Source organism: Bradyrhizobium australiense (genome assembly GCF_013114825.1).
GTDB classification, from domain to species: domain Bacteria; phylum Pseudomonadota; class Alphaproteobacteria; order Rhizobiales; family Xanthobacteraceae; genus Bradyrhizobium; species Bradyrhizobium australiense.
Genome location: NZ_JAAVLX010000003.1, coordinates 603,408 through 627,771 on the forward strand (window position 1 = coordinate 603,408; position 24,364 = coordinate 627,771).

22 protein-coding genes and 1 pseudogene are annotated in these 24,364 nt (G+C 62.8%); 9 read left to right on the forward strand and 14 right to left on the reverse strand.

Translation table 11 applies throughout. The annotated features are described in order from the left end of the window. Positions 1–3 precede the first annotated feature (3 nt). On the forward strand, positions 4–915 hold the full coding sequence (locus HCN58_RS09960; protein WP_171579174.1) for a lipase family protein: 912 nt from the start codon (positions 4–6) through the stop codon (positions 913–915). A gap of 24 nt (positions 916–939) precedes the next feature. Here HCN58_RS09960 and HCN58_RS09965 read toward each other — a convergent pair whose 3' ends face one another. Together HCN58_RS09965 and lepA are read right to left on the reverse strand one after the other, a co-directional pair. Next, entirely contained in the window at positions 940–2,175 is a 1,236-nt protein-coding gene (locus HCN58_RS09965; protein ID WP_171579175.1) for an MFS transporter, read from the reverse strand. A 203-nt stretch (positions 2,176–2,378) separates the two neighbouring features. Next, positions 2,379–4,190 carry a translation elongation factor 4 gene (lepA, locus tag HCN58_RS09970; protein WP_171579176.1) on the reverse strand — a complete coding sequence of 604 codons (1,812 nt, stop codon included), beginning with the start codon at positions 4,188–4,190 and terminating at the stop codon, positions 2,379–2,381. A gap of 114 nt (positions 4,191–4,304) precedes the next feature. Between lepA and HCN58_RS09975 the strand changes: the two genes are divergently transcribed. Both HCN58_RS09975 and HCN58_RS09980 read left to right on the forward strand, forming a co-directional pair. Then, positions 4,305–5,903: a glycosyltransferase family 39 protein gene (locus tag HCN58_RS09975; RefSeq protein WP_171579177.1), complete on the forward strand. Its 1,599-nt coding sequence runs from the start codon at positions 4,305–4,307 to the stop codon at positions 5,901–5,903. Positions 5,904–5,938: 35 nt separating this feature from the next. Next, a complete protein-coding gene (locus HCN58_RS09980) occupies positions 5,939–6,736 on the forward strand; it encodes an SDR family NAD(P)-dependent oxidoreductase (protein ID WP_171579178.1) in 798 nt (265 codons plus the stop codon). A gap of 262 nt (positions 6,737–6,998) precedes the next feature. Here the strand turns inward: HCN58_RS09980 and HCN58_RS09985 are convergent, their stop codons facing one another. From HCN58_RS09985 to HCN58_RS10005, 5 genes are all read right to left on the reverse strand, one after another. Continuing rightward, positions 6,999–7,325: an HPr family phosphocarrier protein gene (locus tag HCN58_RS09985; RefSeq protein ID WP_171579179.1), complete on the reverse strand. Its 327-nt coding sequence runs from the start codon at positions 7,323–7,325 to the stop codon at positions 6,999–7,001. Beyond that, positions 7,322–7,723 carry a PTS sugar transporter subunit IIA gene (locus tag HCN58_RS09990; RefSeq protein ID WP_024339151.1) on the reverse strand — a complete coding sequence of 134 codons (402 nt, stop codon included), beginning with the start codon at positions 7,721–7,723 and terminating at the stop codon, positions 7,322–7,324. The genes HCN58_RS09985 and HCN58_RS09990 overlap by 4 nt, the downstream gene beginning before the upstream one ends. Before the next feature lie 131 nt (positions 7,724–7,854). Further along, complete coding sequence (locus HCN58_RS09995) at positions 7,855–8,376, reverse strand: HPr kinase/phosphorylase (RefSeq protein ID WP_171579180.1); 522 nt, start codon at positions 8,374–8,376, stop codon at positions 7,855–7,857. Then, positions 8,373–10,190, reverse strand: a complete 1,818-nt coding sequence (locus tag HCN58_RS10000) for a sensor histidine kinase (RefSeq protein WP_171579181.1) — start codon at positions 10,188–10,190, stop codon at positions 8,373–8,375. The genes HCN58_RS09995 and HCN58_RS10000 overlap by 4 nt, the downstream gene beginning before the upstream one ends. A 99-nt stretch (positions 10,191–10,289) precedes the next feature. Next, positions 10,290–10,991, reverse strand: a complete 702-nt coding sequence (locus HCN58_RS10005; RefSeq protein ID WP_027541437.1) for a response regulator transcription factor — start codon at positions 10,989–10,991, stop codon at positions 10,290–10,292. A gap of 215 nt (positions 10,992–11,206) precedes the next feature. Here HCN58_RS10005 and HCN58_RS10010 point away from each other — a divergent pair, with 215 nt between their 5' ends. The 3 genes and pseudogenes from HCN58_RS10010 to HCN58_RS10020 all read left to right on the forward strand — a co-directional run bounded on the left by HCN58_RS10010 (position 11,207) and on the right by HCN58_RS10020 (position 14,861). Continuing rightward, positions 11,207–11,950, forward strand: a complete 744-nt coding sequence (locus HCN58_RS10010; RefSeq protein ID WP_171579182.1) for a HugZ family pyridoxamine 5'-phosphate oxidase — start codon at positions 11,207–11,209, stop codon at positions 11,948–11,950. 293 nt (positions 11,951–12,243) lie between these two features. Continuing rightward, a pseudogene (locus HCN58_RS10015) lies at positions 12,244–12,953 on the forward strand (CHAT domain-containing protein); the annotation flags it as partial. Positions 12,954–13,244: 291 nt separating this feature from the next. Then, entirely contained in the window at positions 13,245–14,861 is a 1,617-nt protein-coding gene (locus tag HCN58_RS10020; RefSeq protein ID WP_171579183.1) for a phosphoenolpyruvate carboxykinase, read from the forward strand. Between the two features lie 36 nt (positions 14,862–14,897). On the opposite strand, the gene rocF is transcribed toward HCN58_RS10020, so the two are convergent. The 3 genes from rocF to HCN58_RS10035 all read right to left on the reverse strand — a co-directional run bounded on the left by rocF (position 14,898) and on the right by HCN58_RS10035 (position 19,600). Further along, positions 14,898–15,899: an arginase gene (gene rocF / locus HCN58_RS10025; protein ID WP_171579184.1), complete on the reverse strand. Its 1,002-nt coding sequence runs from the start codon at positions 15,897–15,899 to the stop codon at positions 14,898–14,900. A gap of 190 nt (positions 15,900–16,089) precedes the next feature. Continuing rightward, positions 16,090–16,908 (reverse strand): acyl-CoA thioesterase, encoded by an 819-nt coding sequence (locus HCN58_RS10030; RefSeq protein WP_171579185.1) that lies wholly within the window; start codon positions 16,906–16,908, stop codon positions 16,090–16,092. A 172-nt stretch (positions 16,909–17,080) separates the two neighbouring features. Beyond that, positions 17,081–19,600 carry a glycogen/starch/alpha-glucan phosphorylase gene (locus HCN58_RS10035; protein WP_376701165.1) on the reverse strand — a complete coding sequence of 840 codons (2,520 nt, stop codon included), beginning with the start codon at positions 19,598–19,600 and terminating at the stop codon, positions 17,081–17,083. Positions 19,601–19,847: 247 nt separating this feature from the next. Here HCN58_RS10035 and HCN58_RS10040 point away from each other — a divergent pair, with 247 nt between their 5' ends. Continuing rightward, on the forward strand, positions 19,848–20,078 hold the full coding sequence (locus HCN58_RS10040; RefSeq protein ID WP_171579187.1) for a hypothetical protein: 231 nt from the start codon (positions 19,848–19,850) through the stop codon (positions 20,076–20,078). A gap of 20 nt (positions 20,079–20,098) precedes the next feature. On the opposite strand, the gene HCN58_RS10045 is transcribed toward HCN58_RS10040, so the two are convergent. Then, positions 20,099–20,329: a hypothetical protein gene (locus tag HCN58_RS10045; protein WP_171579188.1), complete on the reverse strand. Its 231-nt coding sequence runs from the start codon at positions 20,327–20,329 to the stop codon at positions 20,099–20,101. Between the two features lie 168 nt (positions 20,330–20,497). On the opposite strand from HCN58_RS10045, the gene HCN58_RS10050 reads away from it, so the two are divergent. Further along, positions 20,498–20,929, forward strand: coding sequence for a hypothetical protein (locus tag HCN58_RS10050; protein ID WP_171579189.1), 432 nt, complete (start codon positions 20,498–20,500; stop codon positions 20,927–20,929). A 103-nt stretch (positions 20,930–21,032) separates the two neighbouring features. On the opposite strand, the gene HCN58_RS10055 is transcribed toward HCN58_RS10050, so the two are convergent. Together HCN58_RS10055 and pyrE are read right to left on the reverse strand one after the other, a co-directional pair. Continuing rightward, positions 21,033–21,842 (reverse strand): DUF2865 domain-containing protein, encoded by an 810-nt coding sequence (locus HCN58_RS10055; RefSeq protein ID WP_235983520.1) that lies wholly within the window; start codon positions 21,840–21,842, stop codon positions 21,033–21,035. Positions 21,843–22,149: 307 nt separating this feature from the next. Beyond that, the gene (gene pyrE / locus HCN58_RS10060; protein ID WP_171579190.1) at positions 22,150–22,713 is read right to left on the reverse strand and encodes an orotate phosphoribosyltransferase; all 564 of its coding nucleotides are present in this window, start codon (positions 22,711–22,713) and stop codon (positions 22,150–22,152) included. A gap of 194 nt (positions 22,714–22,907) precedes the next feature. Here pyrE and HCN58_RS10065 point away from each other — a divergent pair, with 194 nt between their 5' ends. Next, positions 22,908–23,534, forward strand: a complete 627-nt coding sequence (locus HCN58_RS10065; RefSeq protein ID WP_171579191.1) for a glutathione S-transferase family protein — start codon at positions 22,908–22,910, stop codon at positions 23,532–23,534. A gap of 151 nt (positions 23,535–23,685) precedes the next feature. Here HCN58_RS10065 and HCN58_RS10070 read toward each other — a convergent pair whose 3' ends face one another. Beyond that, complete coding sequence (locus HCN58_RS10070) at positions 23,686–24,321, reverse strand: LysE family translocator (RefSeq protein ID WP_171579192.1); 636 nt, start codon at positions 24,319–24,321, stop codon at positions 23,686–23,688. Between the last annotated feature and the right edge of the window lie 43 nt (positions 24,322–24,364).

Consider the following 24,364-nt stretch of genomic DNA (forward strand, 5'->3'; position numbering starts at 1 on the left):
GTCATGGATATCGGCCTTTTTGAACCAGACGACCTCAAGAACATCCCGACGTTTCGGGCAGCTTATTCGGATCGCACAGCGCTACTGATGGCCAAGCTGGCGTATCGTGCTTACAATCTCTTCGAAGTGGACGAAAAGGCGTTCAAGGCATTTCGGACCGATTTGTGCGCGCAAGGATTTCTCGACTGCAGCAGCTTGGTTGACAATGATGTCGGCACGGCAGGTTACATGGTTGAAGGCAACGATATCATCGTTGTCGTATTTCGCGGCACCGAAGATGAACTCGACTGGAAGACCAATGTGAATGCGCGGTTCGTCGCGCTGCAGGGCGGCACGCGTGTTCACACGGGTTTTTTCCAAGCCTATTGGCCAATCCGAGACGCAATGTTCGATTTCGTCAGGCGAGCCATCCGAGCCAAGCCGCGTCCGATCTATATCACGGGCCATTCGCTTGGTGGCGCGCTGGCGTTGATGGCTACGGCAGAATTGGCCAATGACGAGGATGCGACAGTTCGCGATTGTGTCGCGGCTTGCTATACTTTTGGCTGTCCGCGAGCGGGTGACGCCTCGTTCGACATGTACGTCAAGGCTCCGCTTTACCGTATTACCAATGGTGTCGACCTCGTGCCGGCGATCCCTCCCGCGATCCTTGGCTACCGCCACGTCGGTGACACCCGGTATTTCGGAAAAATGGGTGTTGCCCCGGTGCGGCGGTCGCCTAATTGGCCGCAGAAGATCTGGCGCACGATTTGGGGAATGGTTGCCTGGGTCAGAACCGGCCAATTTCAGAACATCGCCGACCACAGCATGAAGGTCTACGTCGGAAAGCTGGATGCCTGGGCCAAGGCCAATCTCAAGCAAACTCAAGACAGGCGCGAAGTTACGGCCGACCCCGCGATCGCATCAAAGGCATAGGCAAATCGTTGCCCCTCGCGTAGTTTACGCCGTCGCCCGCCCCAGATCCTGCGACGGCTGCGGCGGCCGCTTGGCCGACGGGAAGCTCAGAGCCACGGCGACGGCGGCCATACCGATGGCGAAGGAGCCGACATAGAGCCAGTTGTACGCGTGGAAGGCGTCGAACACCCATCCGCCTGCGAGCGGGCCCAGCGCCATGCCGAGGCTGGCAAAGGCGGAGACCGCGCCGAACATGCTGCCCATGATGCGCACACCGAAATATTCGCGCACCAGCACGGCGTACAGCGGCATCACGCCGCCATAGGCCAGGCCGAAAACAACGGACAGGGCGTAAAACTCGCCGAGCTGGCCGACCGCGAGGAAGGTGGCGATCGACAAGGCCTGCACGAACAGGCCGCCGACCAGAACGTGCTTGGCGCCGAGGCGATCGGCCAGCATGCCGAGCAGCAGACGCCCGCCGAGGCCGGAGAAGCCGGCGAGGCTGTAGACGGTGACTGCGGTCAGTGGCGCGATGCCGCAGATCATGGCGTAGCTCACCAGATGGAAGATCGGCCCCGAATGCGCTGCGCAGCAGGCGAAATGCGCGCATGCCAGGATGATAAATTGCGGTGTTCGCAGCGCCTGCGTGACCGTCCACTGACCGTCAGGCGCGCCGGTACCATTGGCGGCAGCAGGCGTTGAGGGCTCCGGCGGCCGACGCACCAGCAATGAGGCCGGAATCAAAAGCGCCAACGCGACGATGCCGATCACCAGCATCGCGGTTCGCCAGTCATAGGACGTGATCAGCCAGCTTGCGAATGGGGCGACCGTCAGCGGTGAAACGCCCATGCCGGCAGAAACCAGCGCCACCGCGAGGCTGCGGCGATGCTCGATCCAGGCGCTCGCTACGGCTACCATCGGCGCATAAAAACTGCCGGCCGCGATCCCGATCAAGACGCCGAACGCTAATTGGAATTGCCACAAGCTGGTGGCCTGGCTCGCGCCGATCAGCCCGGCGCCAAGCAGTAGCGTGCCTGAAACTACCACGATGCGGGTGCCAAACCGGTCGGACAGCGTACCCCAGAAAAATGCAGCCAAGCCCATGGCGAGAAAGTCGATGGTTGCCGCCGCCGAGACGCCGCTGCGCGACCAGCCCATCGCCTCCGAAATCGGCTGCAGGAACACGGCCAGGGAGAGCATCGACCCGAACGCGACGCACGTCATCAGCGCACCGAGCCCGACCACGACCCAGCCGTAGGAAAACCCGACGGACTTGCTCATGCGTTCCCCGCTATTTTTGGCTTTAATAATCTGAGCGGGGGAGATGGTGGCTTATTCACGGCCGCCGAGCAAGCACATGGAGGCCCGTCATTCCGAAGCGCGCGAAGCACACGTTTTAGATGCGCATTTCAGATGGAGAATCTCGCTCGAAAATTTCGAGCTTCCGGATTTGTCCTTCGGACGCCCCGAATGACAGCCGGAACTCAGCTATCCACCTTCAGCGCAGCAATAAACGCTTCCTGCGGGATGTCGACTTTGCCGAACTGCCGCATCTTCTTCTTGCCTTCCTTCTGCTTCTCCAGAAGTTTTCGTTTGCGCGTAATGTCGCCGCCGTAGCATTTGGCGGTGACGTCCTTGCGCAGCGCGCGGACGGTTTCGCGGGCGATCACCTTGCCGCCGATCGCGGCCTGGATCGGGATCTGGAACATGTGCGGCGGGATCAGCTCCTTCATCTTCTCGACCATGGCGCGGCCGCGGCCCTCGGCACGAGTTCGGTGCACCAGCATCGACAGCGCATCGACCGGCTCGCCATTGACGAGGATCTGCATCTTGACGAGGTCGGCCACCTTGTAGTCGGTCAGATGGTAGTCGAACGAGGCGTAGCCTTTCGACACGGACTTTAGCCGGTCGTAAAAATCGAACACCACTTCGTTGAGCGGCAAATCGTATTTCACCATCGCGCGCGAGCCGACGTAAGTCAGCTCCTTCTGCGCACCGCGCCGGTCCTGGCAAAGTTTCAAGACGCTGCCGAGATATTCGTCCGGCGTCAGGATCGTCGCTTCGATCCACGGCTCCTCGATGTCGGCGATCTTGACGACGTCGGGCATGTCGACCGGATTGTGGATCTCGATCTCCTGGCCGTCGGTCAGGTGCATCTTGTAGATCACGCTCGGCGCCGTGGCGATCAGGTTGAGATCGAACTCGCGCGACAGCCGTTCCTGGATGATTTCGAGATGCAGAAGGCCGAGGAAGCCGCAGCGGAAACCGAAGCCCAGCGCCGCCGAGGTCTCCATTTCGTAGGAGAAGCTCGCGTCGTTGAGCCGCAGCTTGCCCATAGCCGCACGGAGCGTCTCGAAGTCGTTGGCATCGACCGGAAACAGGCCGCAGAACACGACGGGAATCGCCGGCTTGAAGCCCGGCAGCATCTCGGTGATCGGCTTGCGGTCGTCGGTAATGGTGTCGCCCACGCGGGTGTCGGCGACTTCCTTGATTGCCGCGGTGATGAAACCGATCTCACCGGGGCCGAGCTCGTCGACCTGCTCCATCTTCGGCGTGAAGAACCCGACGCGTTCGACGTCATAGGCCGCATTGGTGCCCATCATGCGGATGCGCTGGCCTTTTTTCATCGTGCCGTCAACGACGCGGATCAGCACGACGACGCCGAGGTAGACGTCGTACCAGCTATCAACCAAGAGCGCTTTCAGCGTCGCGTCGCGGTCGCCCTTCGGCGGCGGCAGGCGGGTGACGATGGCTTCCAGCACGTCGGGAACGCCGAAGCCGGTCTTGGCCGAAATCATCACAGCGTCCGAGGCATCGATCCCAATCACGTCCTCGATCTGCTGCTTGACCTTGCCCGGCTCCGCGGCAGGTAGATCGACCTTATTGAGGACCGGCACGATCTCGTGATTGTTGTCGAGCGCCTGATAGACGTTGGCGAGCGTCTGCGCTTCCACGCCCTGGCTGGCGTCGACCACCAAAAGCGATCCCTCGCAGGCCGCCAGCGACCGCGAGACTTCGTAGGCGAAGTCGACATGGCCGGGCGTGTCCATCAGGTTGAAGATGTAATCCTTGCCGTCCTTGGCGCGGTAGTTCAGCCGCACCGTCTGCGCCTTGATGGTGATGCCGCGCTCGCGCTCGATATCCATGGAATCGAGCACCTGTTCCTTGCCCGCCATTTCGCGGTCCGACAGCCCGCCCGTCATCTGGATCAGGCGGTCGGCCAGCGTCGATTTGCCATGGTCGATATGGGCGACGATGGCGAAGTTGCGGATGTTGGAAATGGGCGTGGTTGTCATGGGGCGCGGGATAGCATTCACGTCCCTGTGCGGCAACCATCTTGCTGTATTTTAAGGGGCTTTCTTCACGCCAAGCTGATTCCACTCAGGGCAAAAACACGCTAGGCAATGGCCATGTCGACTGCATCCATTTCGCCCACGGCCGCGCGCAGCAGGCGCATTCCCACGATCCGGCGCCTGGCGGCGTGGCTGGCGTCACGCGCCAGTGATCCCAAAGCCGGCCTGTGGCTGGTAACCGGCTTTGCCGTGGTCCACGCGGTGCTGTGGACGCTGATCCTAGTCAATCTGAAGACCGGGCAGGACGTCCATATGGACGTCGCAGAAGCCTTCGCCTGGGGGCAAAAGTTCCTGCTCGGCTACGGCAAGCACCCGCCACTGTCGGGATGGGTCGCCGGCGTCTGGTTCATGCTCTTTCCGGTCACCGACTGGGCAACCTATGCACTGGCAATGGCGACGCTCGGCTGCTCCCTCGTGATCTGCTGGCTATTGGCGCTGCGCGTCGTCGATCACCGCCGTGCGTTCTTCGTCGCGGTGATGCTTGCGCTCTATCCGATCTTCAACTTCAAGGGCTTCAAGTACAATCCGGACCTGTTGCAGCTCGTCACCTTGCCCCTGGTGGTGCTGGCCTATCTCGACGCGTTCGAGAAACGCAGCATCAAATCGGGCGTGTGGCTCGGGCTCGCCGGCGCGCTGGCGCTGATGACCAAATACTGGGTGCTGACCATGATCGGCGCCGTCGGCCTTGCCGCGCTGATCCATCCGCAGCGTTTGCAGTTCCTGCGTTCGCCGGCGCCATGGGTCGCAATTGCTACGCTCGTGGTGGCGATGCTCCCGCATTTGATGTGGCTGAAGCAGGTGGACTTCGTCCCGCTCACCTACGCCGGCGATACTTACTCCCTCACTGACCGCGCCATGATCGATGATCTCGCGCTGGGTTATGTCTTGCATAATCTAGCGCTGCTGGCTGCGCCGGTGGCGCTCGGCGCGATCGCGCTCATGTGGCGGCCGTTCCGCTTGATGCCGTTTCCGGCCTTGGCGCGCGGCGCCAATACCGGCGTGAACATTTCGCAGGCGATCAATGTCTGGATCATCCAGGTGGTGGTAGCTGTTGGCCCTCCACTCGGCGCCTTATTTTTCCACGTCTACATCAAGACCGACTGGGGCATCCCGCTGTTCTTCCTGGTGCCGCTCGCGCTGGTCGCGATCCCGGCAGTGCGGATCCGGAAAATCGCGCTGTTGAACCTGACGACGACCTGGCTCGTCATTTCGCTCGTCGTGCTGGCGGTATCGCCAAGGATCGCCGCCTACGAGCTGGGCGAGAAGCGCACCGCAGGCGCGACCTATCGGGCGCGTTCCGAACTCGCCCGCGAACTGACGGAAGCCTGGCACACGCGGTTTTATTCGCGCTGGCCGGTGGTCGCGGCCTATATGGATACCGGCCAGCCCATGACCTTCTATAGCCCCGATCATCCGGCGCCGCTCACGCCGAACGAGCCGTGGTCGTCGGGCCTGACGTCGCTCGAGGAGGCGAAGCGATCGGGCTTCATCGGCATCTGTGAACCCGGCCACTGGAAGTTCGAAGAATGCGAGGCGTGGATGAAGGCCCATGCCGTCAATGCCGAGCGCATGGTGATGACCACGCGGCGGTTCTTCTTAGGCCATCCCGGCCCTGCGGCGGCCTGGAACATCTACATCGTGCCGCCGGCCAAATAGAAGCGGCCACCAAAGAAAATTGAAGGGGCTAACGCATGGATCTCGACCTCACAGGCAAGACCGCGCTCGTTACCGGCTCGACACGCGGCATCGGGCTCGCCACGGCGATCGGCCTTGCACAAATGGGCGCGGAAGTGATCGTCAACGGCCGCGAGACGGCAGCGGTCGGCGAGGCCGTGGCAAAAGTTCAGGAGGCTGCGCCGTCGGCCAAGGTGCATGCCGCGGCGTTCGACCTCGGCCATGCCGCGGGCTGTGCCGCGCTGGTCGCGCAATTCCACGACGTCGACATCCTCGTCAACAATCTCGGCATCTACGAGCCAAAAGGATTTTTCGAGATCGAGGATGCCGATTGGTCGAGGATGTTCGAAGTCAACGTCATGAGCGGGGTGCGGCTGACGCGGCACTATTTGAAGCGGATGCTTGATAACAAGGACTGGGGCCGTGTCGTGTTCATCTCCAGCGAATCCGGCGTGTTCGTTCCGAAGGAGATGGTGCATTACGGCTTCTCGAAATCGGCGCAGCTCGTAATCGCGCGCGGCGCGGCGGAAACCACCAAGGGCACCAACGTGACCGTCAATTCGGTGATGCCCGGCCCGACCTGGGTCGAGTTGGCGCCGGTGCGTCTGGCCGCGCGCGCGAAAGCTGCGGGCACGACCGTCGACGACCTCGTCTCGCGCACCTTCAGCGAGCGCCGCCCGGCCTCACTGCTGCAGCGCTACGCCGCGCCGGAAGAGATCGCCAACCTGATCTGCTACGTCTGCTCAAAAGCCTCCAGCGCCACCAACGGCGCCGCGCTCCGCGCCGATGGCGGGATTGTCACGAACCCGTTTTGAGTGTCAGACCGCAGGGTGGGCAAAGCGCAGCGTGCCGACCATTGAGACGAGCGCCTGGATAGTTCTACTGAGGAGCCCGCGGAGCGGGCGTCTCGAAGGATGTAGGCCACAGACGGGACCTCATGGTTCGAGCCGCGCGGAGCTGTCATCGGGTCGCGCTACGCGCGGACCCGTTGGCGCTCCTCACCATGAGGGGCTTATGACGCGGGATAATGGTGGGCACGGCGCAAGCGCGCCCTTTGCCCACCCGAACACCGTTCGCTCACACGCCCTCTTCGTTGAACTTGTCGGCGACCAGGGCTGCGATCGCGTCGACCGCTTGCTGCGCCTCGGGGCCGGAGGCGGAGACAGTGACCGTGGTTCCAGGTCCCGCCGCCAGCATCATCAATCCCATGATCGAGGTGCCGCCGACGGTTTCGCTGCCGCGCGTCACCCAGACCTCGGCGTTGAACTTTTCGACCATCTGCACGAACTTTGCCGAGGCCCGCGCATGCAGGCCGCGCTTGTTGATGATCAGAAGTTCCCGCGAAATGGCACCTGCAGGCACGCTCGGCCCGAGTTCCTTTTCGGGCGCGGCCTCGTCGCTCATTTGCCGGCGAGCACGCGGCTGGCGATGGTGACGTATTTGCGGCCGGCTTCCTGCGCCATCGCGATAGCATCGGGAAGCGAGCGCTCTTCGCGCACCTTGGCAAGCTTAACCAGCATGGGAAGATTGATGCCTGCGAGCACTTCCACCTTTGGGCGGCTCATGCAGGAAATTGCGAGGTTGGAAGGTGTGCCGCCGAACATGTCGGTGAGGATGGCGACACCATCGCCGCTGTCGACGCGATTCACCGCTTCGATGATATCGCTTCGACACAGATCGGAGTCGTCTTCGGCTCCAATCGTGATGGCTTCAATTTGTTTTTGCGGACCCATGACATGTTCGAGCGCCGCCTTGAACTCGTCGGCAAGGCGCCCATGGGTCACAAGCACTAGACCAATCATCGGAAACTCCTCGCGGGTGCTTTTGGTGCACCGCACGAACGCGCCACTTTGACCATCCAGAGGCCCCGCGCAAGAGGGCATCTTGGCTATTGTTCCGGAATTTGCCGGTAAACAGTGAGGCCTGCGCCAGTTTATTCGGTGGCGATATTGGGGCTTATATGGTTACCAATTCCCTTCGAACAATCATCCAAAGGTTGGACGGAACCTGAACCATCGGTTGTCGTCAGGGCGGCTGCAATCAGGGGGACCGCTGCGTAACCGGTTCCGATGGGAATTCTCGGTAAAAACACACCGTTCAGGTGAATAGAGAGCGCTTCTGGCGGGGGCAGCCGCTCGGCATCGCTGGCCGCGAGGTCGGCGACGAGACCCACCACCGCCTCCCCAACAAAGTCGCAATGCCGAATGCCGAGGCCCCTGACCTCGATCAGGCCGGCCAGTTCCGCCGCCGGGCGGACCCACAATTGTCCGGCCACTGTGTCGAGATGGACACGGTCATCGCCGACCAAAATGGCCTGCGGAAGCTGTCCGGCGCGTCCGGCGAGAATCAGATCGAAGGCGAGCCGCGACTTGCCGGCGCCTGATGGCCCGCGGATCAGCACGGCGCGATCGCCCACCAGCACGGCGGAGGCGTGCACGCTCGCACCCGCCGTCATGGCGCGGGCAGCCTGACCACGAACCGCGCACCCGCCACCGTTGGCGTGCCGTCGGCGTCGGCCGGGCCATGGCGATTTTCCGCCCAGATCCGCCCATTATGCGCTTCGATGATCTGCTTGGAGATCGACAGCCCGAGGCCCGAGTTCTGGCCAAAGCCCTGATGCGGCCGGTCGGTGTAGAAGCGCTCGAAGATGCGTTCCAGCGCATCCTCGCCGATGCCCGGTCCGTCGTCATCGACGACGATTTCGATCTCCGACCGCACGCGGCGGCAGGTAACGCGCACCTTGCCGCCGGGCGTGGAGAACGATTGCGCATTGGACAACAGGTTGGAGATTACCTGCCCGAGCCGGGAATCGTGGCCCGGCACCGAGAATGTATCGGTCGCGCCGCGGCCCTCGAAGCGGGCTTCGACAGCGACGTCGTGACCAAGCCTGGTTTCGTTGGCAACCGAGGTCAGCGTCGTCAGCAGTCGGCGCAGATCGACCGGCGCCATGTCCTGGCGCTGCAATTCGGCATCGAGGCGGCTGGCGTCGGAAATATCCGAGATCAGCCGGTCGAGCCGCTTGACGTCGTGCTCGATCACCTCGAGCAGGCGCGCGCGGCTGGTGTCGTTGCGTGCCAAAGGCAGCGTTTCCACCGCCGATCGCAGTGAGGTCAGCGGGTTCTTCAATTCATGGGCGACGTCGGCGGCGAACATTTCGATCGCCTCGATGCGGCTATAGAGCGCGTTTGTCATGTCGCGCAGCGCGCCGGACAGATGGCCGATCTCGTCGCGGCGGCGGGTGAAATCGGGAATCTCGACGCGGGTCTGGATGCGCCGGCGGACGCGCTCGGCGCCGTCGGCCAGCCGCCGCACCGGACCCGCGATCGTGCTCGCGAGCAGCAGCGACAGTACGATCATCACCGCGGAAGCGACGCCGCCGACCTTCAGGATCGCGAGCCGCTCGGCAGTCACCATCTGGTCGATGTCGTCGCCCTGTGTCGAGAGCATCAGCGCACCGTGCACGGCGCGGAATCGCTGCACTGGCACCGCGACCGAGACGATCACCTCGCCGCGGTCGTTGACGCGAACCATGCTGCTTTTGACGCCGTCGAGCGCCTGCACGATCTCCTGGTAGCCCTTGCCGTTTTCCGGGCCCAGTTCGCGATAGAGCGGCAGGTCGCCGCGATTGAGCCAGGTGCGGATCGCGATCAGCGCGCGTTCGACGAAGCCCGGCTTCTCGGTGGAAGGTGGCGGCAGTTCGAATCGCAAAACGTCGCCGCGGCCATAGAGACTGCGGCTGTCGAGGATCATGCCGCCGTCGCCGCCATAGATGCGCGCACGGGTCTTGGTCGGCGATATCAGGCGCCGCAGCACCGGCGCGACCCGCTCCGGATTGATCGGAAAATCGAGGCCTGAGGATTCGTCCGGCGCGCCGTAGCTTTCGCCGGGCTTCAGATCAAGCAGTCGGTCCGGATCGATGGTGATGGTGTTGGTTTCGACGGTGGCGGAGGCGGCAATCGCGCCGGCGATGATTTCGGCCTGCACCAGAAGGCTCTGCGCTCGTGCATCGATCAGGCCGGCACGGAATTGCGAGAGATAGAGAATGCTCGCCACCAGCGCGACGAGGCCCGCCAGATTGAGCGAGACGATCCGGCGCGTGAGGCTGGAAAAGGAGAGCGCGAAGAAGAATTGCCCGGCCCGGCGCAGCCAGCCGAGCGGCCGCCGCCAGCCCTTCTCGCCCGCATTATCCTCGGCAACACGATCCCGATCGAGGAGCTCCAAAGCATCCTCGTGGTTCAGGCTGGGATCGGGCTGCGTTCGATCTAGCAATGGCTGAACTGCCGGTTGTGATGCGCCGATTTCTAGTTCTACGCTTCTACGCCGAACGGGCGGATGTGTCAGTTAACACTTCCGCCCGGAAAACGCAGATCAGGCTTCCTTGAAGCGATAGCCGACGCCGTACAGCGTCTCGATCATCTCGAAATCGTCATCGACCACCTTGAACTTCTTGCGCAACCGCTTGATGTGGCTGTCGATGGTGCGGTCGTCGACATAGACCTGATCGTCATAGGCCGCGTCCATCAGCGCGTTGCGGCTCTTCACCACACCAGGCCGCGTGGCCAGCGCCTGCAGGATCAAGAATTCCGTCACCGTCAGCGTCACCGGCTCGTTCTTCCAGGTGCAGGTGTGACGCTCCGGGTCCATCCGTAACAGGCCGCGGTCCAGTGCGCGCGCATCCGGCTCCTTTGGCACCGCGGTCGGATCTTTGGGCTGGCCGCGGCGAAGCACCGCCTTGACGCGCTCGACCAAGAGACGCTGCGAGAACGGCTTGCGGATGAAATCATCGGCGCCCATCTTGAGGCCGAACAATTCGTCGATCTCTTCATCCTTGGAGGTCAAGAAGATCACCGGCAGATCGGACTTCTGCCGCAGCCGGCGCAGCGTTTCCATGCCGTCCATGCGCGGCATCTTGATGTCGAGGATCGCGAGGTCCGGCGGCGAAGTGCGGAAGCCGTCCAGCGCCGAGGCACCATCCGTATAAGTCATGATGCGATAGCCTTCGGCTTCGAGCGCGATCGATACGGAAGTAAGAATGTTGCGGTCATCATCGACCAGGGCGATTGTGGGCATGAGCCTGCTTTCGAATAAGAGAGTGGCTTAAACGGCGGGCACTTCAGCCAGACGCCGCATAAATGGGCTTTGTACACGGTCAACGAGCAATGCAAGCTGGGCTGAAGTGTGACCGAGTTCCGCAAAACGCTCCCAAGGAGACGCGCCGTCCCCATATAGCACCCTGAACAGATGAGAAAAGGCCCTTTTTGCAACAAGATGGCCGGGAAGGAACCATGCAGCCGACCGCAGATTTTGATGCTTTCAAATTGGCCCGATCGCTGCTGCGGCGCTGTAGGCAAGGCGCGCTCGCCACGCTTATGCCCGAAAACGGCGATCCCTATTGCTCGCTGGTGAACGTCGCCAGCCATGCCGACGCATCCCCGATTCTGCTTCTTTCGCGGCTGGCGCTGCATACCAAGAACATTCTCGCCGACAGCAGGGTATCGCTGATGCTGGACGAGCGTGCCGCCGGCGATCCGTTGGAAGGCGCGCGGATCATGCTGGCGGGCCGGGCCGAGGAGGCCCAAGGGGAAGCTACTAAAATCCTGCGCCGGCGCTACCTCAACGCTCATCCATCGGCGGAAGCGTTTGTGGATTTCAAGGATTTCTCGTTCTTCCGGATCGTCCCGTCAGGCCTGCATCTGGTCGCCGGTTTTGGCCGCATCATCGATCTCAAGCCCGAGCAATTTCTGACCGAGATCGGCGATGCCGCCGATTTGCTGGACGCCGAGCAGGGCGCCGTCGAGCACATGAACGAGGATCACCGCGACGCGATGAACCTCTACGCTACCAAACTGCTGGGCGCCGAGTCTGACAACTGGCGCTGCACCGGTTGCGACCCCGACGGCATGGACATGCAGTCGGGCTCCGCGACGCTGCGGCTGGATTTCCCGGAACGGGTCACCAGCGCCATGGCGTTGCGCAAGATGCTGGTGCGGCTGGCGGGCGAGGCGCGGGCCGAGGGCAACAACGGTTAAGGCTTGCCGTCATCGAGCGCGGATTTGAACGGCACAGATGTTTCTGCGAGCTAATCGAAGCTCGTGCGCAAAGTGACCAGCGAAAGCCCGCATGATATTCCGCAATCGATTGGTAGTTTCAGTGTGTCTCGCGCTGTTGTCGGGCACATGTCTCTGCGCCATCGCTGGCGCAAAAAGGCGACATCGCCGCGCTCAGCGTCAAAATTAACGAGCTTCGCCACGCCGGAAATATGCCGAACCCGTCGCGCTGGCGCAGAGGCAGGTGGAAGTCTGAAAAAAATTCGGTCCCGCGCACCGTGAAAGCGCTGCGGGTGCTTGCGCGCAAAGGACAATGCACAAGGCCGATGACGGGCTTTGGCGGTCCCATTTTGAATCCTGCTGTGAAGCCCGCTGATGGCAATCGTCCCAGCAGCACCGCTGCGCGCAGCCTTGCGACCGGCGCCTACACCGATTTCTGACAGGGCGCCGGCGTCGATCGCGCGCGCCTTGGCGGACGCTTTGCCGCAACTCCCCGATACCGCGGACGAGTTCAACACGATTGCGAAAAACCTCGGCGTCGCGGCTGCCGACATTCATCTCGGCGAAGAGGCCAGCGAAACCCGCGCTCAAGCGCACGCCGCTCGCCGAGTATGGCATTGTCTATTTCGCGACCCTGCTCACCGCCAGCGAAGTCGCGCAGTTGAAGCTCAACGCCGATTGGGCGGTGCAATCAGCCTGCAATATGATCGCCGGCAGAAAACTGGCGCCGAAGCGCTCTCGGGCCTTGCGCGATCGTACTTCTATGCCGGAGCACGGGCGCTCTTGGTGTCGCATTGGGCCGTCAACTCGGAAGCTGCCACGCGACTTTCGATATCGACCTTCGACCACATGAAGGCCGATTACAGAATCGGCCGCGCGGAAGCGCTGTGCCAGGCCATGCTTGCCTATCTCAACGACACATCCTGGCCGCGCAACGCCTATCCGGGCGCCCTTTGCGCTGATCGGCGAGGGCGCCGCGCGCTGAAACCTTTTGATTGTGCGGCGCAACAATTTTGGGCCAAGCTAGCCAGCGGCGGATGGTCGCGCAACCAACTGGGCAAACCAGCGAAAAGCAGTGCAGCAAGCGATTGATGCAAATCAACCTTCCGCACTGGAATAAACCAAATCGCGTGGATCGGCTTGGCAAGCACGGAGTTCATCAGTATTAGGTCGCCGGACCGAGGCCGGAAGGCTATATTCAGGGGTCACCGCGACAGAGCGCGTCAAGCGACATGCGCGCGATTCGAGTAACGCGGGTTCGAGGAGGATTTTCTTCGTGCAAGAAACGGGTCTACGCAACGGTGCCTTCGGTGCCGATAAATTCGGCTTAAAAAATCTCAAGAGGGTGCACTGGAATCTCGGCGCGCCGCAGCTTTATCAATATTCACTCACGGCCGGCGAGGCCGTGTTGTCCGCCGACGGCGCGCTTTGCGCTGATACAGGCGAATTCACTGGCCGCAGCCCCAAGGACAAGTTCACGGTCCGTGATGCGACCACCGACAAGAACATGTGGTGGGCCGGCAACCAGTCGATCACCTCGGATCAGTTCGCCGCACTCTATGCCGACTTCCTCAAGCACGCCGAAGGCATGACGCTGTATGCGCAGGACCTCCATGGCGGCGCGGATCCGAATTTCCAGATCAAGACGCGCGTCTTCACCGAACTGGCCTGGCACTCGCTGTTCATCCGCACGCTCTTGATCCGCCCCGAGGCGTCGGCGCTCCGCGATTTCGTGCCCGAACTCACCATCATCGACCTGCCGAGCTTCCGCGCCGATCCGAAACGTCACGGCGTGCGCTCGGAGAACGTCGTCGCGATCGACTTCGCCCGCAAGATCGTCCTGATCGGCGGGTCTTATTACGCCGGCGAGATGAAGAAATCGGTCTTCACCACGCTGAACTATTATCTGCCCGCCAAGGGCGTGCTGCCCATGCACTGCTCGGCCAATGTCGGCCCCAAGGGCGACACCGCGATCTTCTTTGGCCTGTCAGGTACCGGAAAAACCACGCTGTCGGCCGATCCCAACCGCACGCTGATCGGCGACGACGAGCATGGCTGGGGCAACGACGGCGTCTTCAACTTCGAGGGCGGCTGCTACGCCAAGTGCATCAAGCTGTCGAAGGAAGCCGAGCCGCAGATCTTCGCCGCCAGCAGCCGCTTCGGCGCCGTGCTCGAGAACGTCGTGCTCGGCGAAGATACCCGCGTGCCCGATTTCGACGACGGCTCGAAGACCGAAAACACCCGCTCGGCCTATCCGCTCGACTTCATCCCGAACGCCTCGCGCACCGGCCGCGCCGGCCAGCCGAAGAACGTCGTGATGCTGGCGGCCGACGCGTTCGGCGTGTTGCCGCCGATCGCAAAACTCTCGCCGGCGCAGGCGATGTATCATTTCCTCTCCGGCTACACCGCCAAGGTCGCCGGCACCGAGCGCGGTCTCGGCAACGAGCCGCAGCCCGAATTCTCCACCTGCTTCGGCTCGCCATTCCTGCCGCTCGATCCGTCCGTTTACGGCAACATGCTGCGCGAGCTGATCGCCAGGCACAATGTCGATTGCTGGCTGGTCAACACCGGCTGGACCGGCGGCAAATACGGCACCGGCAGCCGGATGCCGATCAAGGTGACGCGCGCGCTTCTGACGGCGGCGCTCGATGGCAGCCTGCGCAATGTCGAATTCCGCACCGACAAGTATTTCGGCTTTGCGGTGCCGACCGCGCTGCCGGGTGTGCCGAGCGAGATCCTCAATCCCGTCAACACCTGGAAGGACAAGGCCGAGTTCGACAAGACCGCGCGCGCGCTGGTCGGCATGTTCCAAAAGAACTTTGCCAAGTTCGAAGCCCAGGTCGACGCCGAAGTCCGCGCCGCCGCGCCGGACCTGAAGCTCGCGGCGGAGTAAACGCTCAAACGCAGTCAATTGTCCCAAAGGGCGGCTTCAGGAGCCGCCCTTTTTGCTTTTCCGACGAATTTGGCTGTTGTCCGGAAAGACCGCATTGCTGGGCGTGTGGCGATCAGTGATCTGCAGGCCGAACAGGCTGCCGATCAGCTCGACGGCGACGCGCGCGGTGCGGCCGCGTTCGTCGAGAAACGGGTTGAGCTCGACCACGTCGACCGAGCGCACCAGGTCGGAATCGTGTAATAGCTCCATGATGAGATGCGCCTCGCGATAGGTCGCGCCGCCCGGCACCGTGGTGCCGACGCCGGGGGCGACGGTCGGATCGAGAAAATCGACATCGAAAGAAACATGCAGTACGCCGTTCCGCGCCCGCACGCGCTCGATCACCTTGCGGATCAGGACGCCGACGCCGAACTCGTCGATCGCGCGCATGTCGGCGATCGCGACGCAGCGTTCGAACACCAGTTTCTTCTCCAGCGGATCGATCGAGCGGATGCCGAACAGGTCGAGCTGGTCGGAGCCGATCGAGGCGCGGGGTGCGCCGCCAAGCAGATCGTCGAGGCCGGGCTCGCCGCACAGGAAAGCGGCCGACATGCCGTGCATGTTGCCGGTTTCCGTCGTCTGCGGCGTGTTGTAGTCGGCATGGGCATCGACCCAGAGCACGAACAGCGGCCGACCCTGTTCCTGCCAGTAGCGCGCGACGCCGTTCACCGATCCCATCGACAGTGAATGATCGCCGCCCATGAAGATCGGCACGGCGCCCGAACGCGCCAGCGCATAGGAACGCTCGCTGAGCGCTCGAATCCAGGTTTTGATCGCGTCGTAATATTTGGCGTTCGCCGGCGGCGGGCTTTCGGCGGGAGCTGCTGCAGGCCTCGCCATGTTGCCGTGGTCTTCGACGTTAAAGCCGAGCTGGTCGAGGATACGGCCGATTCCCGCGGTGCGTAGCGCGTCCGGCCCCATCAAGGTGCCGAGTTGCGAGGCCCCGATCTCGATGGGGACGCCGAGCAGGGCGATGCGGGGAGCGTTGGCGTCGGACATGCGGACCGCCTTTCGATGAATCGCAGGGTAGGCAAAGCGCGAGCCGCGACTGCCTCCCCCTTCTGTCAGACCTCATCCCTGAGGAGCCGCGCGGCGGCGTCTCGAAGAATGAATGGCACCAGCGGGGCCTCGTGGTTCGAGACGGTGGTAAAGCGCCTCCTCACCATGAGGGTTTAAAGAGATCCGGTGCTCAAGCCTTGAAATAGGCAATTTGCGTCGTGGTCGCCAGCAGACGCCCCGACGGCGACCATAATTCGCCGTGCTGGTCGCCGTAACTCCTGTGGAAAATTCTGGCGTCGGCCACCGCCAGCACCCGTGTGATGTCCTCGGCCGCGAGATCGTCCGAGGAGGCGTGAAAGTAAGTCGTCAGTGACACCGTGCCGAATGGAACCAGTTCGCGGCGCGCCAGGAAAATCCGCCCGAAGAAGGCATCCGACATCGACATCAGCGACAGCATGTCGATCTTTCGCGGCGTGCGGTCGCCGATCCACTGTTTTGAAAACGCGTCGAGCGGCGGCGACGCCGGCGTGCCGTAGAAGCTCGGCTCACCCTCGACGAAGCGAAAATCATATTGATGCGTCCAGGTCATCGGCGTGTTCGGAAACGAGCGCGCCTGCTCGAACGGCGCGGCGCCCGGAAACTGCGCCTGCTGGTGCGACCAGGACGGACGGCGCTCTGCGAACACGACCGTCGCCAGCGTCGCGACGTCGCCGCCGCCCTGCGTCATCTCCACGCACCAATGCTGGCTCGAGCGGTTGGCCTTGACCAGGCGAACGTCGAGATCGAACGCGCCTTCCGCGACCGGTGCGCAGAAGTTTACCGTGAGCGACAGCGGATCGCCCGCACGCTGCGGATGGTCGATCAGCGCGCGCAGGATGGTAGCCGCCGTGCAGCCGCCGAACGGGCCCACAAAAGCCCAGTAGTCCGGGCTGGTCCTGCCTTGCCAGCAACTATCCCCGGCGGTGACCCGCGTGGCATCGTCGAACAGGTGTGGGGCTTTGGTGCGCATTTTCATATTTCCCGTCATTGCGAGCGAAGCGAAGCAATCCATCCTTCCCTTGCGTGGCGAGATGGATTGCTTCGCTTCGCTCGCAATGACGTCGTGAACGTCGAATGCAGTATCGCTGCTATTCAGCCGAATTCAATGATGTCAGAGGTGATGGTGTCCCGCCCGCCGGGACTTACCGCGTCGCCCCGCGCTGGCCTGCCACCGGCATCGCCGCCGCCGCCCGCACCGGCACGTTCCAGATATCCTCGGCGTACTCGCGGATGGTTCGGTCGGAGGAGAACCACGGCATCCGCGCGACGTTGAGGATCGAGGCGCGAGTCCAGGCCGGCACCACCTGCCACCGTGCGTCGACGCCGCGCTGCGCCTCATAATAGGAATCGAAATCGGCCGAGACCATGTAGTGGTCGAGATAGCGCAGCGCGTGGCCGATGGAAGCAAAGCGGGCGGGATCGTCGGGCGAGAACGCGCCGCTCTCGATTGCGGTAATGGCCCGCGCCAGCCGCGGCGAGCGGCTGATCACGTCGGTCGCATCCAGGCCCTGCTTGCGCCGGACCATGACGTCGCCGGCCTCCATGCCGAAGATCGCGATGTTTTCCGCGCCGACATGGTCGCGGATTTCGATGTTGGCGCCGTCGAGCGTGCCGATGGTCAAGGCACCGTTGAGCGCCAGTTTCATGTTGCCGGTGCCGGAGGCTTCCATGCCGGCGGTCGAAATCTGTTCGGACAGATCGGCGGCCGGAATAATCACTTCGGCGAGGCTGACATTGTAGTCGGCGAGAAAGACGACCTTCAGCCGCCCTGCGACATCGGGGTCGTTGTTGACGACTTCGGCGACATCGTTGATCAGCTTGATGATCAGCTTGGCGTAGCGATAGCTCGCTGCCGCCTTGCCTGCGAAGATTTTTACCCGCGGCACCCAGTCGCGCTGCGGCTGGTCCTTGATCGCCTGGTATAGCGCAATGGTCTCGACGACATTGAGTAATTGCCGCTTGTACTCGTGGATGCGCTTGATCTGGATGTCGAACAGTGCCGACGGATCGATCTTGACGCTAAGGCGCTCGTTGATGAGCCGCGCCAGTGCCAGCTTGTTGTGGTGCTTGACCTCGCGAAAACGCTGCTGGAACGCGTTGTCGCTGGCGTGGGCCTCGAGGCGCTCGAACAGCGAGAAATCGTCGAGAACGGCTTCGCCACAGACCTCGCGCATAAGCCCGGTGAGCTTTGGATTGGCCAGCATTAGCCAGCGGCGGAAGGTGATGCCGTTGGTCTTGTTGGTGATGCGGCCCGGATAGAGATGATTGAGATCGTGGAACACGGTCGCTTTCATCAGGTCGGAGTGCATTGCCGAGACGCCGTTGATGCGGTGCGACCCGACAAAGGCGAGTTGCCCCATCCGCACGCGACGTCCGGATTTCTCGTCGATCAGCGACACCGACGCCCGATATTCAATGTCGCCGGGGCAGCGCTGATCGGCCAACGTCAGGTGCGCGGCATTGATGCGGTAGATGATTTCGAGATGCCGCGGCAACAGCCGCTCGAACAGTTCGACCGGCCAGGTCTCCAGCGCTTCCGGTAGCAGCGTGTGATTGGTGTAGGACAGTGTCGCCACCGTGATCTTCCACGCCTCGTCCCAGCGGAAATTATGCAGGTCGACGAGGATGCGCATCAGTTCGGTGACGGCAAGGCTCGGATGGGTGTCGTTGAGCTGCACCGCGACCTTCGACGCGAGGCCGCGCAACTGCCCGTCGGAGGCCAGATGACGCTTGACCAGATCCTGCAGGGAAGCCGAGACGAAGAAATATTCCTGCCGCAGCCGCAGTTCACGCCCGGCGGGGCTCTCGTCGTTCGGGTAGAGAAACTTGCAGATCGATTCCGCGCGCGCCTCCTCGGCAACCGCGCCGAGATAGTCGCCGGTGTTGAAGACGTCGAGCCGCAGCGGGTCGGGCGCGCGCGCCGACCACAGCCGCAGCGCGTTCACGTGCTGGCCGCGCCAGCCGACGATCGGGGTGTCATACGCAACCGCCTGCACGGTTTCCGATGGGCGCCATGTCGCGCGGTCGCGTCCATGGTCGTCGACATGGTCGACATGGCCGCCGAAATGAACGTGATAGACCACCTCCGCCCGCTGGAATTCCCAGGGGTTGCCAAAACTCAGCCATTCGTCCGGATATTCCTGCTGCCAGCCGTGCGAAATGATCTGGCGGAACAGGCCGAAATCGTAGCGGATGCCGTAGCCGATGGCGGGAACGGCCAGCGTCGCCATGCTCTCCATGAAGCATGCCGCGAGCCGCCCGAGACCGCCATTGCCGAGCGCTGCGTCCGGCTCGCATTTGCGCAAATCATCCAGGCCGACCCCGAGATCGCCGAGCGCCGCCTCGAACACCGGCAGGAGGCCCATATTGTTCAGCGCGTCGGTGAACAGACGGCCGATCAGGAATTCGAGCGAAAGATAATAGACCCGCTTGCTGCCCGCATCGTAACTCTCTTTCTCGGCCGTCAGCCAGCGGTGCACGATGCGGTCGCGCAGCGCCAGCGCCGCGGCTTTGTACCAGTCGCGCCTTGTCGCCATGCCGGCATCCTTGCCGATCGCCAACCGGAGCTTGGCGAGGATCGCGCTCTTGATTTCGGCAAGCGCGAGCTCGTCGATCGGCTGGCCAAGTGCCGGATAGTTCCCTGCGATTTGTTCCTGCAACACGTCAATCCCTGCGTTAAGACTCACAACAAGATACGCGTCTTGTCCGGCAATCGAAACGCCGGAGAACGCCGGGTATGCTGTGCACTGCGCTGGTATGAATTTATGCAAGGACCGGGCCGATTTCGCGGCACCGGCGGCCGTGTTTTGGTGATATAATCGCCGTGCGAAAGCCGATATCGCTGGGGTTTGGTAACCGGGTGCTAGTGCGCGCGAACGGAACGCGTGCGGTCAGAACGGGAGGCCTGCCATGAGATTGACGATCGAGATCGTCGCCGCCGCGCTGCTCGTGGTCTGCATCAGCGCGACCAGTGCCGCCTTTGCCGCGGGCAAGGCCGGCAAGAGCGCCGACGGCGTGAGCTGCTCCTTCAGCGTCGCGCAGGGCGCTTCGCCCGCTGCGCGCTGTGCGGCGATCAAGCGGCAGTGCGGCAGAAAGTTCTACGCCAATTACTGCGGCGACAAGCTGCTGTCGGCGATGTGAAGGATTGAGCTCCGGACGGTTCATACCATTGTGCCGTCCCAAGCTTCGCATTCCTCGGCAAGCCCGGGATAGCGAAGATAGAGCTTTTGCAGCAGCTCGAAATGCAAGGCGGACGAAATCTCGTCGAGCGGCGTGGCAAGCAAGGCCCGCTCGTCGCTGTCGAGCGTGGATACGATCGCATTCGCCCGATCGATCGCGTCCGCCGCTTCCAGCAACAGCATCCGGATCTGGCTGGCGCGCGTCGCGTCCATGATTCACGATCCCTTCGGCTAACGGTCGTAAAAACAACCTTTGATAGGAGAAATTTCGTGGCGTCGCTAGAACAAATTAAGAACACTTTAGCAAGTCGTTGATATATCATTGTGATTCGGCGCAACGCCGACACAACATCTATGGCCATCCGAGTTTGCGAGGACTACATGTCCACCATCGCTTTTGATCAGTTCGCTCTCACCCGCATCGCCGATTTCGCGCGCTCATTGTCGCGCCTGCACCAAGCCTCGCGCCGCCAGCTCGTCGACGACGACGCGATCGACCGCGAATTCAACGCCGTCTGCATGTCGGTGTGGGGCTACACCACGGACGATTTCAGCGACGAACTGTTTTCGGTCGAGGACCACGCCTTTCTCGATTCGCTGGATGAGGCGCAGGCGCGGATTTTTGCCGCCGAGCAAGGCTACGACCTCATCGACGACCAGGGTATGCTGACCGACTGGTGGGGTTATTGCTGGATGATCCTCGCCGACAAGCGGGGCCTGCTGACGCCGGAAAACCGCGCCGCAGCGCGGGCCGCGATCGAGGAAAAATATCTGTCGGCGCCGAACGTGATCGGCGTCATCGTCGGGCGTTGAATTTCACAGACACGCGTAGCCCGGATGGAGCGAAGCGAAATCCGGGACTGATCTAGAAAGTGGCCCCGGATTTCGCTGCACTCCATCCGGGCTACAATACTGTCTAATTCACTTCGGCCCGCTTCGCCGTTTTCGGCGCGACCGTCTTCGGCACCGAAGCGGTCGGCAACTCTACGTCGCGGCTGGCTTCGGGCATCACGGCTTCACGCACCATTTCTGCACTGACTGGTGCGACCTTCATTTCGCCGAGCCGGGCACGGACATCTGCGGTGAGGCCGGGATAGGAGGCAACAGGCGTGAACTCCGCGGTCTGCTCGGCGCCGAGGCGTACGCCCGTGTAGGCGACCAGGCCGTCGGTGGTGGCGACGACGTCGCCGGAGCGCAGCGAGGTGTCGAGCGTGAGATCGACCGGCGCCAGCCCGGACGGGCTTCGGCCGTTGCAGGTGCAATCGGCACTTAGCGCCTTGCGATACGCGTAGGCGTTCTCGCTGTCGGCATAACGCTCGCCGTTACTGGCGGCCGCGCTGTCGATGCTGCTGCCATAAAACACCTTGGTCACGCTGGCCGGGCAGAAGGCCTGGCAGGTCTGCACCGGCGAGGCGTTGCCGCGCATGGTCAGCGGAAAATATTTGCCGTCGCAGCTTCGCACGCAGAAGGCGGGGCCGGAGCCCGCCACGCGCGGCGCCGGGGCGGGCGCTGATTGCTGCTGATTCATTCCGAACGGATCGGCGAAGAAATTGCCTTGCGGCGGCGCTTGCCGCGTCTGCTGCCTCTGCGCGCCGCCGAACAGGAAATCGAACAGGCCTTCGGCGGATACGCTGCCGGGCGCGAGCAGGAGAGAGCCCGACAAGATCGCTGCGGCAACAAACGTCGCGCGGCGCCGCACGCGCGAAAAAGCCAACTCTGTACGCAACGCCAACTCCACCCAACGCAACAAACGCGCTGAAGCGCGACAGGCTTCAGTTCGGGTAACCTTAACGATGGATGGTAAATGAGTGATGAGCGGGGTGGAGAAGGCCGAAAAGAAATGCGAGCTCTTCTCCCTCTCTCGCTTGCGGGCCGCTTGCGGGGGAGGGCCGGGGTGGGGGTGTCGCCGCATAAAGAATGTCAGAAGTCGGGGAGAGGTTTCCCCCACCCGACGCGCTGAACGAGCGCGTCGAGCTAAGAGCGAGCTTCGCTCGCCTCGACCCCGCAAACGGGAGAGGTAAACAAGCGGACAATCACCCCTTCAAAAATTCACCTGCCTTGTATAGCGAACGAAACTCAAGTCCTGCCTCGGCAAACGTTTCGGTCGCACCTTCCTCACGATCGACCATCGTGAGCACCAGCACGATCTCGCCGCCGGCATCGCGCACGGCTTCTACCGCCTTCAACGCCGATCCGCCGGTCGTGGTGACGTCCTCGACGATCACGATGCGCTTGCCTTGCAGGGTCTCGCCCTTGGCGAGCCCCTCGACCGCGAGCCGCGCGCCATGCTCCTTCGGCTTCTTGCGCACGAAAAAGGCGGCGATCGGGTGGCCCTTGATCCAGGAGAGCTGCGCGATCGCGCCCGCCAATGGCACCGCGCCCATCTCCAGTCCGCCGACGAAATCGAGCTTGTCATCCTTCAGCGCCTCATAGGTCAACTCGGCCAACAGCGCGGCGCCTTCGGGGTCGAGCATGGTCGGCTTGAGATTGAAGTAGAAGTCGCTCTTGCGGCCCGAGGCCAGCGTGATCTCACCGCGGCCGAACGAACGCTTGCGAATGATCTCGGCGAGGCGAGCGCGGGAGGCTGATTTGGACAAGGCGGTTTCCCCGGGGTTTTCAGGCGCGGCGCAATCTATCGGCGCTTTCAGCCAGATTCCAGCGCCGATCCGGCGCCGTCAACAGGGCACAATGTCTTCTCCGCCAAAGCGATGACCCAGTATTCCGCAGCGGCTGTTGTAACGCCCCGAAGTTCCGGGGTACTGGATACCGCGCTTTCGCGGGGTATGACAAAATGACGATCGAACTGCACACCTGGAACACGCCGAACGGCCGCAAGATCTCGGTTGCGCTGGAGGAAATGGGGCTGCCGTACAAGGTGATCCCGGTGAACATCACCAAGGGCGAGCAGATGGCGCCCGCCTTCCTCAGGCTCAGTCCGAACAACAAGATTCCTGCGATCGTCGATCCCGACGGCCCCGGCGGCAAGCCGGTCAGCATCTTCGAATCCGGCGCGATCCTGCTTTATCTCGGCGAGAAGACCGGCAAGTTCCTCCCCAAGCCGCTGGCCGAGCGCATTCCGGTCTATGAGTGGCTGATGTGGCAGATGGGCGGTTTTGGGCCGATGCCGGGCCAGGTGCACCATTTCATCGCACTGGAGAACGAAACCGACCGCGCCTACGGCCTTAGGCGCTACATGGCCGAAACCCGCCGGCTCTACAGCGTGCTGGACCGGCGGCTGGAGGGCCGCGATTTCGTCGCCGATGCCTTGTCGGTCGCCGACTTCGCCATCCTCGGCTGGGCCTGGCGCCACCCGCGCCACAAGGTGGAGCTGAAGGATTTTCCAAACGTCGAGCGTTGGTACAACGCGCTGATGGCCCGCCCCGCGACCAAGCGCGGCATGGAAGCGAAGTTGGATTAGGGGAGGCGCGGACTCTTTCTTCTCCCTCTCCCGCTTGCGGGGGAGGGCCGGGGTGGGGGTGCCGCCGCATAACGGATGTCAGAATTAGAGGAGAGATTTCCCCCCCCCCCCGCGTCGACCTCTCCCCGCTAGCGGGGCGAGGTCAAAAAGCTCACGCCCGTTTCGCCTCGAACGCCATCTTCACCGCAAGGCCGGCCAGGACCGTCCCCATCAGCCAGCGCTGCAGCAGCAGCCAGCACGGTCGCATGCCGAGAAAGCGCGCAATCGATCCGGCGGCGAGCGCGATCATCGCATTGACGCTGACGCTGATCACGATCTGGATCGCACCCAGTGCGAGCGACTGCGTCAGCACGCTGCCAACAGTGGGATCGATGAACTGCGGCAGCAGCGCCAGATACAGCATCGCGATCTTCGGATTCAGCAGATTGGTGACGAACCCCATCGCGAACAATTTGCGCGGGCCATCGACAGCGAGCTTTTTCACCTGAAACGGTGAGCGCCCGTTCGGCTTCAGCGCCTGCCACGCCAGCCACAACAAATAGGCCGCGCCGGCAAACCTCAGCGCGTCGTATGCATAGGGCACCGCGAGCAACAGCGCCGTGATGCCGAACGCCGCGCACAGCATGTAGAACACGAACCCGAGCGCGACGCCGCCGAGCGACACGATGCCGGCTGCCGGTCCTTGCGTGATCGAGCGCGAGATCAGGTAAATCATGTTCGGCCCTGGCGTCAGCACCATGCCGAGCGAGACCAGGGCGAAACCGAGCAGGGTTGTGATGTGAGGCATGGGAGACTCGCGGGAGGAATGCGCGCACGCTTCTAACGTGCGA

Bases quoted from the DNA above. Each gene is read 5' to 3' on its own strand.
- HCN58_RS09960 (WP_171579174.1), top strand. From the start codon at position 4: ATGGATATCGGCCTTTTTGAACCAGACGACCTCAAGAACATCCCGACG.
- HCN58_RS09965 (WP_171579175.1), bottom strand. From the start codon at position 2,175: ATGAGCAAGTCCGTCGGGTTTTCCTACGGCTGGGTCGTGGTCGGGCTC.
- lepA (WP_171579176.1), bottom strand. From the start codon at position 4,190: ATGACAACCACGCCCATTTCCAACATCCGCAACTTCGCCATCGTCGCC.
- HCN58_RS09975 (WP_171579177.1), top strand. From the start codon at position 4,305: ATGTCGACTGCATCCATTTCGCCCACGGCCGCGCGCAGCAGGCGCATT.
- HCN58_RS09980 (WP_171579178.1), top strand. From the start codon at position 5,939: ATGGATCTCGACCTCACAGGCAAGACCGCGCTCGTTACCGGCTCGACA.
- HCN58_RS09985 (WP_171579179.1), bottom strand. From the start codon at position 7,325: ATGAGCGACGAGGCCGCGCCCGAAAAGGAACTCGGGCCGAGCGTGCCT.
- HCN58_RS09990 (WP_024339151.1), bottom strand. From the start codon at position 7,723: ATGATTGGTCTAGTGCTTGTGACCCATGGGCGCCTTGCCGACGAGTTC.
- HCN58_RS09995 (WP_171579180.1), bottom strand. From the start codon at position 8,376: ATGACGGCGGGTGCGAGCGTGCACGCCTCCGCCGTGCTGGTGGGCGAT.
- HCN58_RS10005 (WP_027541437.1), bottom strand. From the start codon at position 10,991: ATGCCCACAATCGCCCTGGTCGATGATGACCGCAACATTCTTACTTCC.
- HCN58_RS10010 (WP_171579182.1), top strand. From the start codon at position 11,207: ATGCAGCCGACCGCAGATTTTGATGCTTTCAAATTGGCCCGATCGCTG.
- rocF (WP_171579184.1), bottom strand. From the start codon at position 15,899: ATGTCCGACGCCAACGCTCCCCGCATCGCCCTGCTCGGCGTCCCCATC.
- HCN58_RS10030 (WP_171579185.1), bottom strand. From the start codon at position 16,908: ATGCGCACCAAAGCCCCACACCTGTTCGACGATGCCACGCGGGTCACC.
- HCN58_RS10040 (WP_171579187.1), top strand. From the start codon at position 19,848: ATGAGATTGACGATCGAGATCGTCGCCGCCGCGCTGCTCGTGGTCTGC.
- HCN58_RS10045 (WP_171579188.1), bottom strand. From the start codon at position 20,329: ATGGACGCGACGCGCGCCAGCCAGATCCGGATGCTGTTGCTGGAAGCG.
- HCN58_RS10050 (WP_171579189.1), top strand. From the start codon at position 20,498: ATGTCCACCATCGCTTTTGATCAGTTCGCTCTCACCCGCATCGCCGAT.
- HCN58_RS10065 (WP_171579191.1), top strand. From the start codon at position 22,908: ATGACGATCGAACTGCACACCTGGAACACGCCGAACGGCCGCAAGATC.
- HCN58_RS10070 (WP_171579192.1), bottom strand. From the start codon at position 24,321: ATGCCTCACATCACAACCCTGCTCGGTTTCGCCCTGGTCTCGCTCGGC.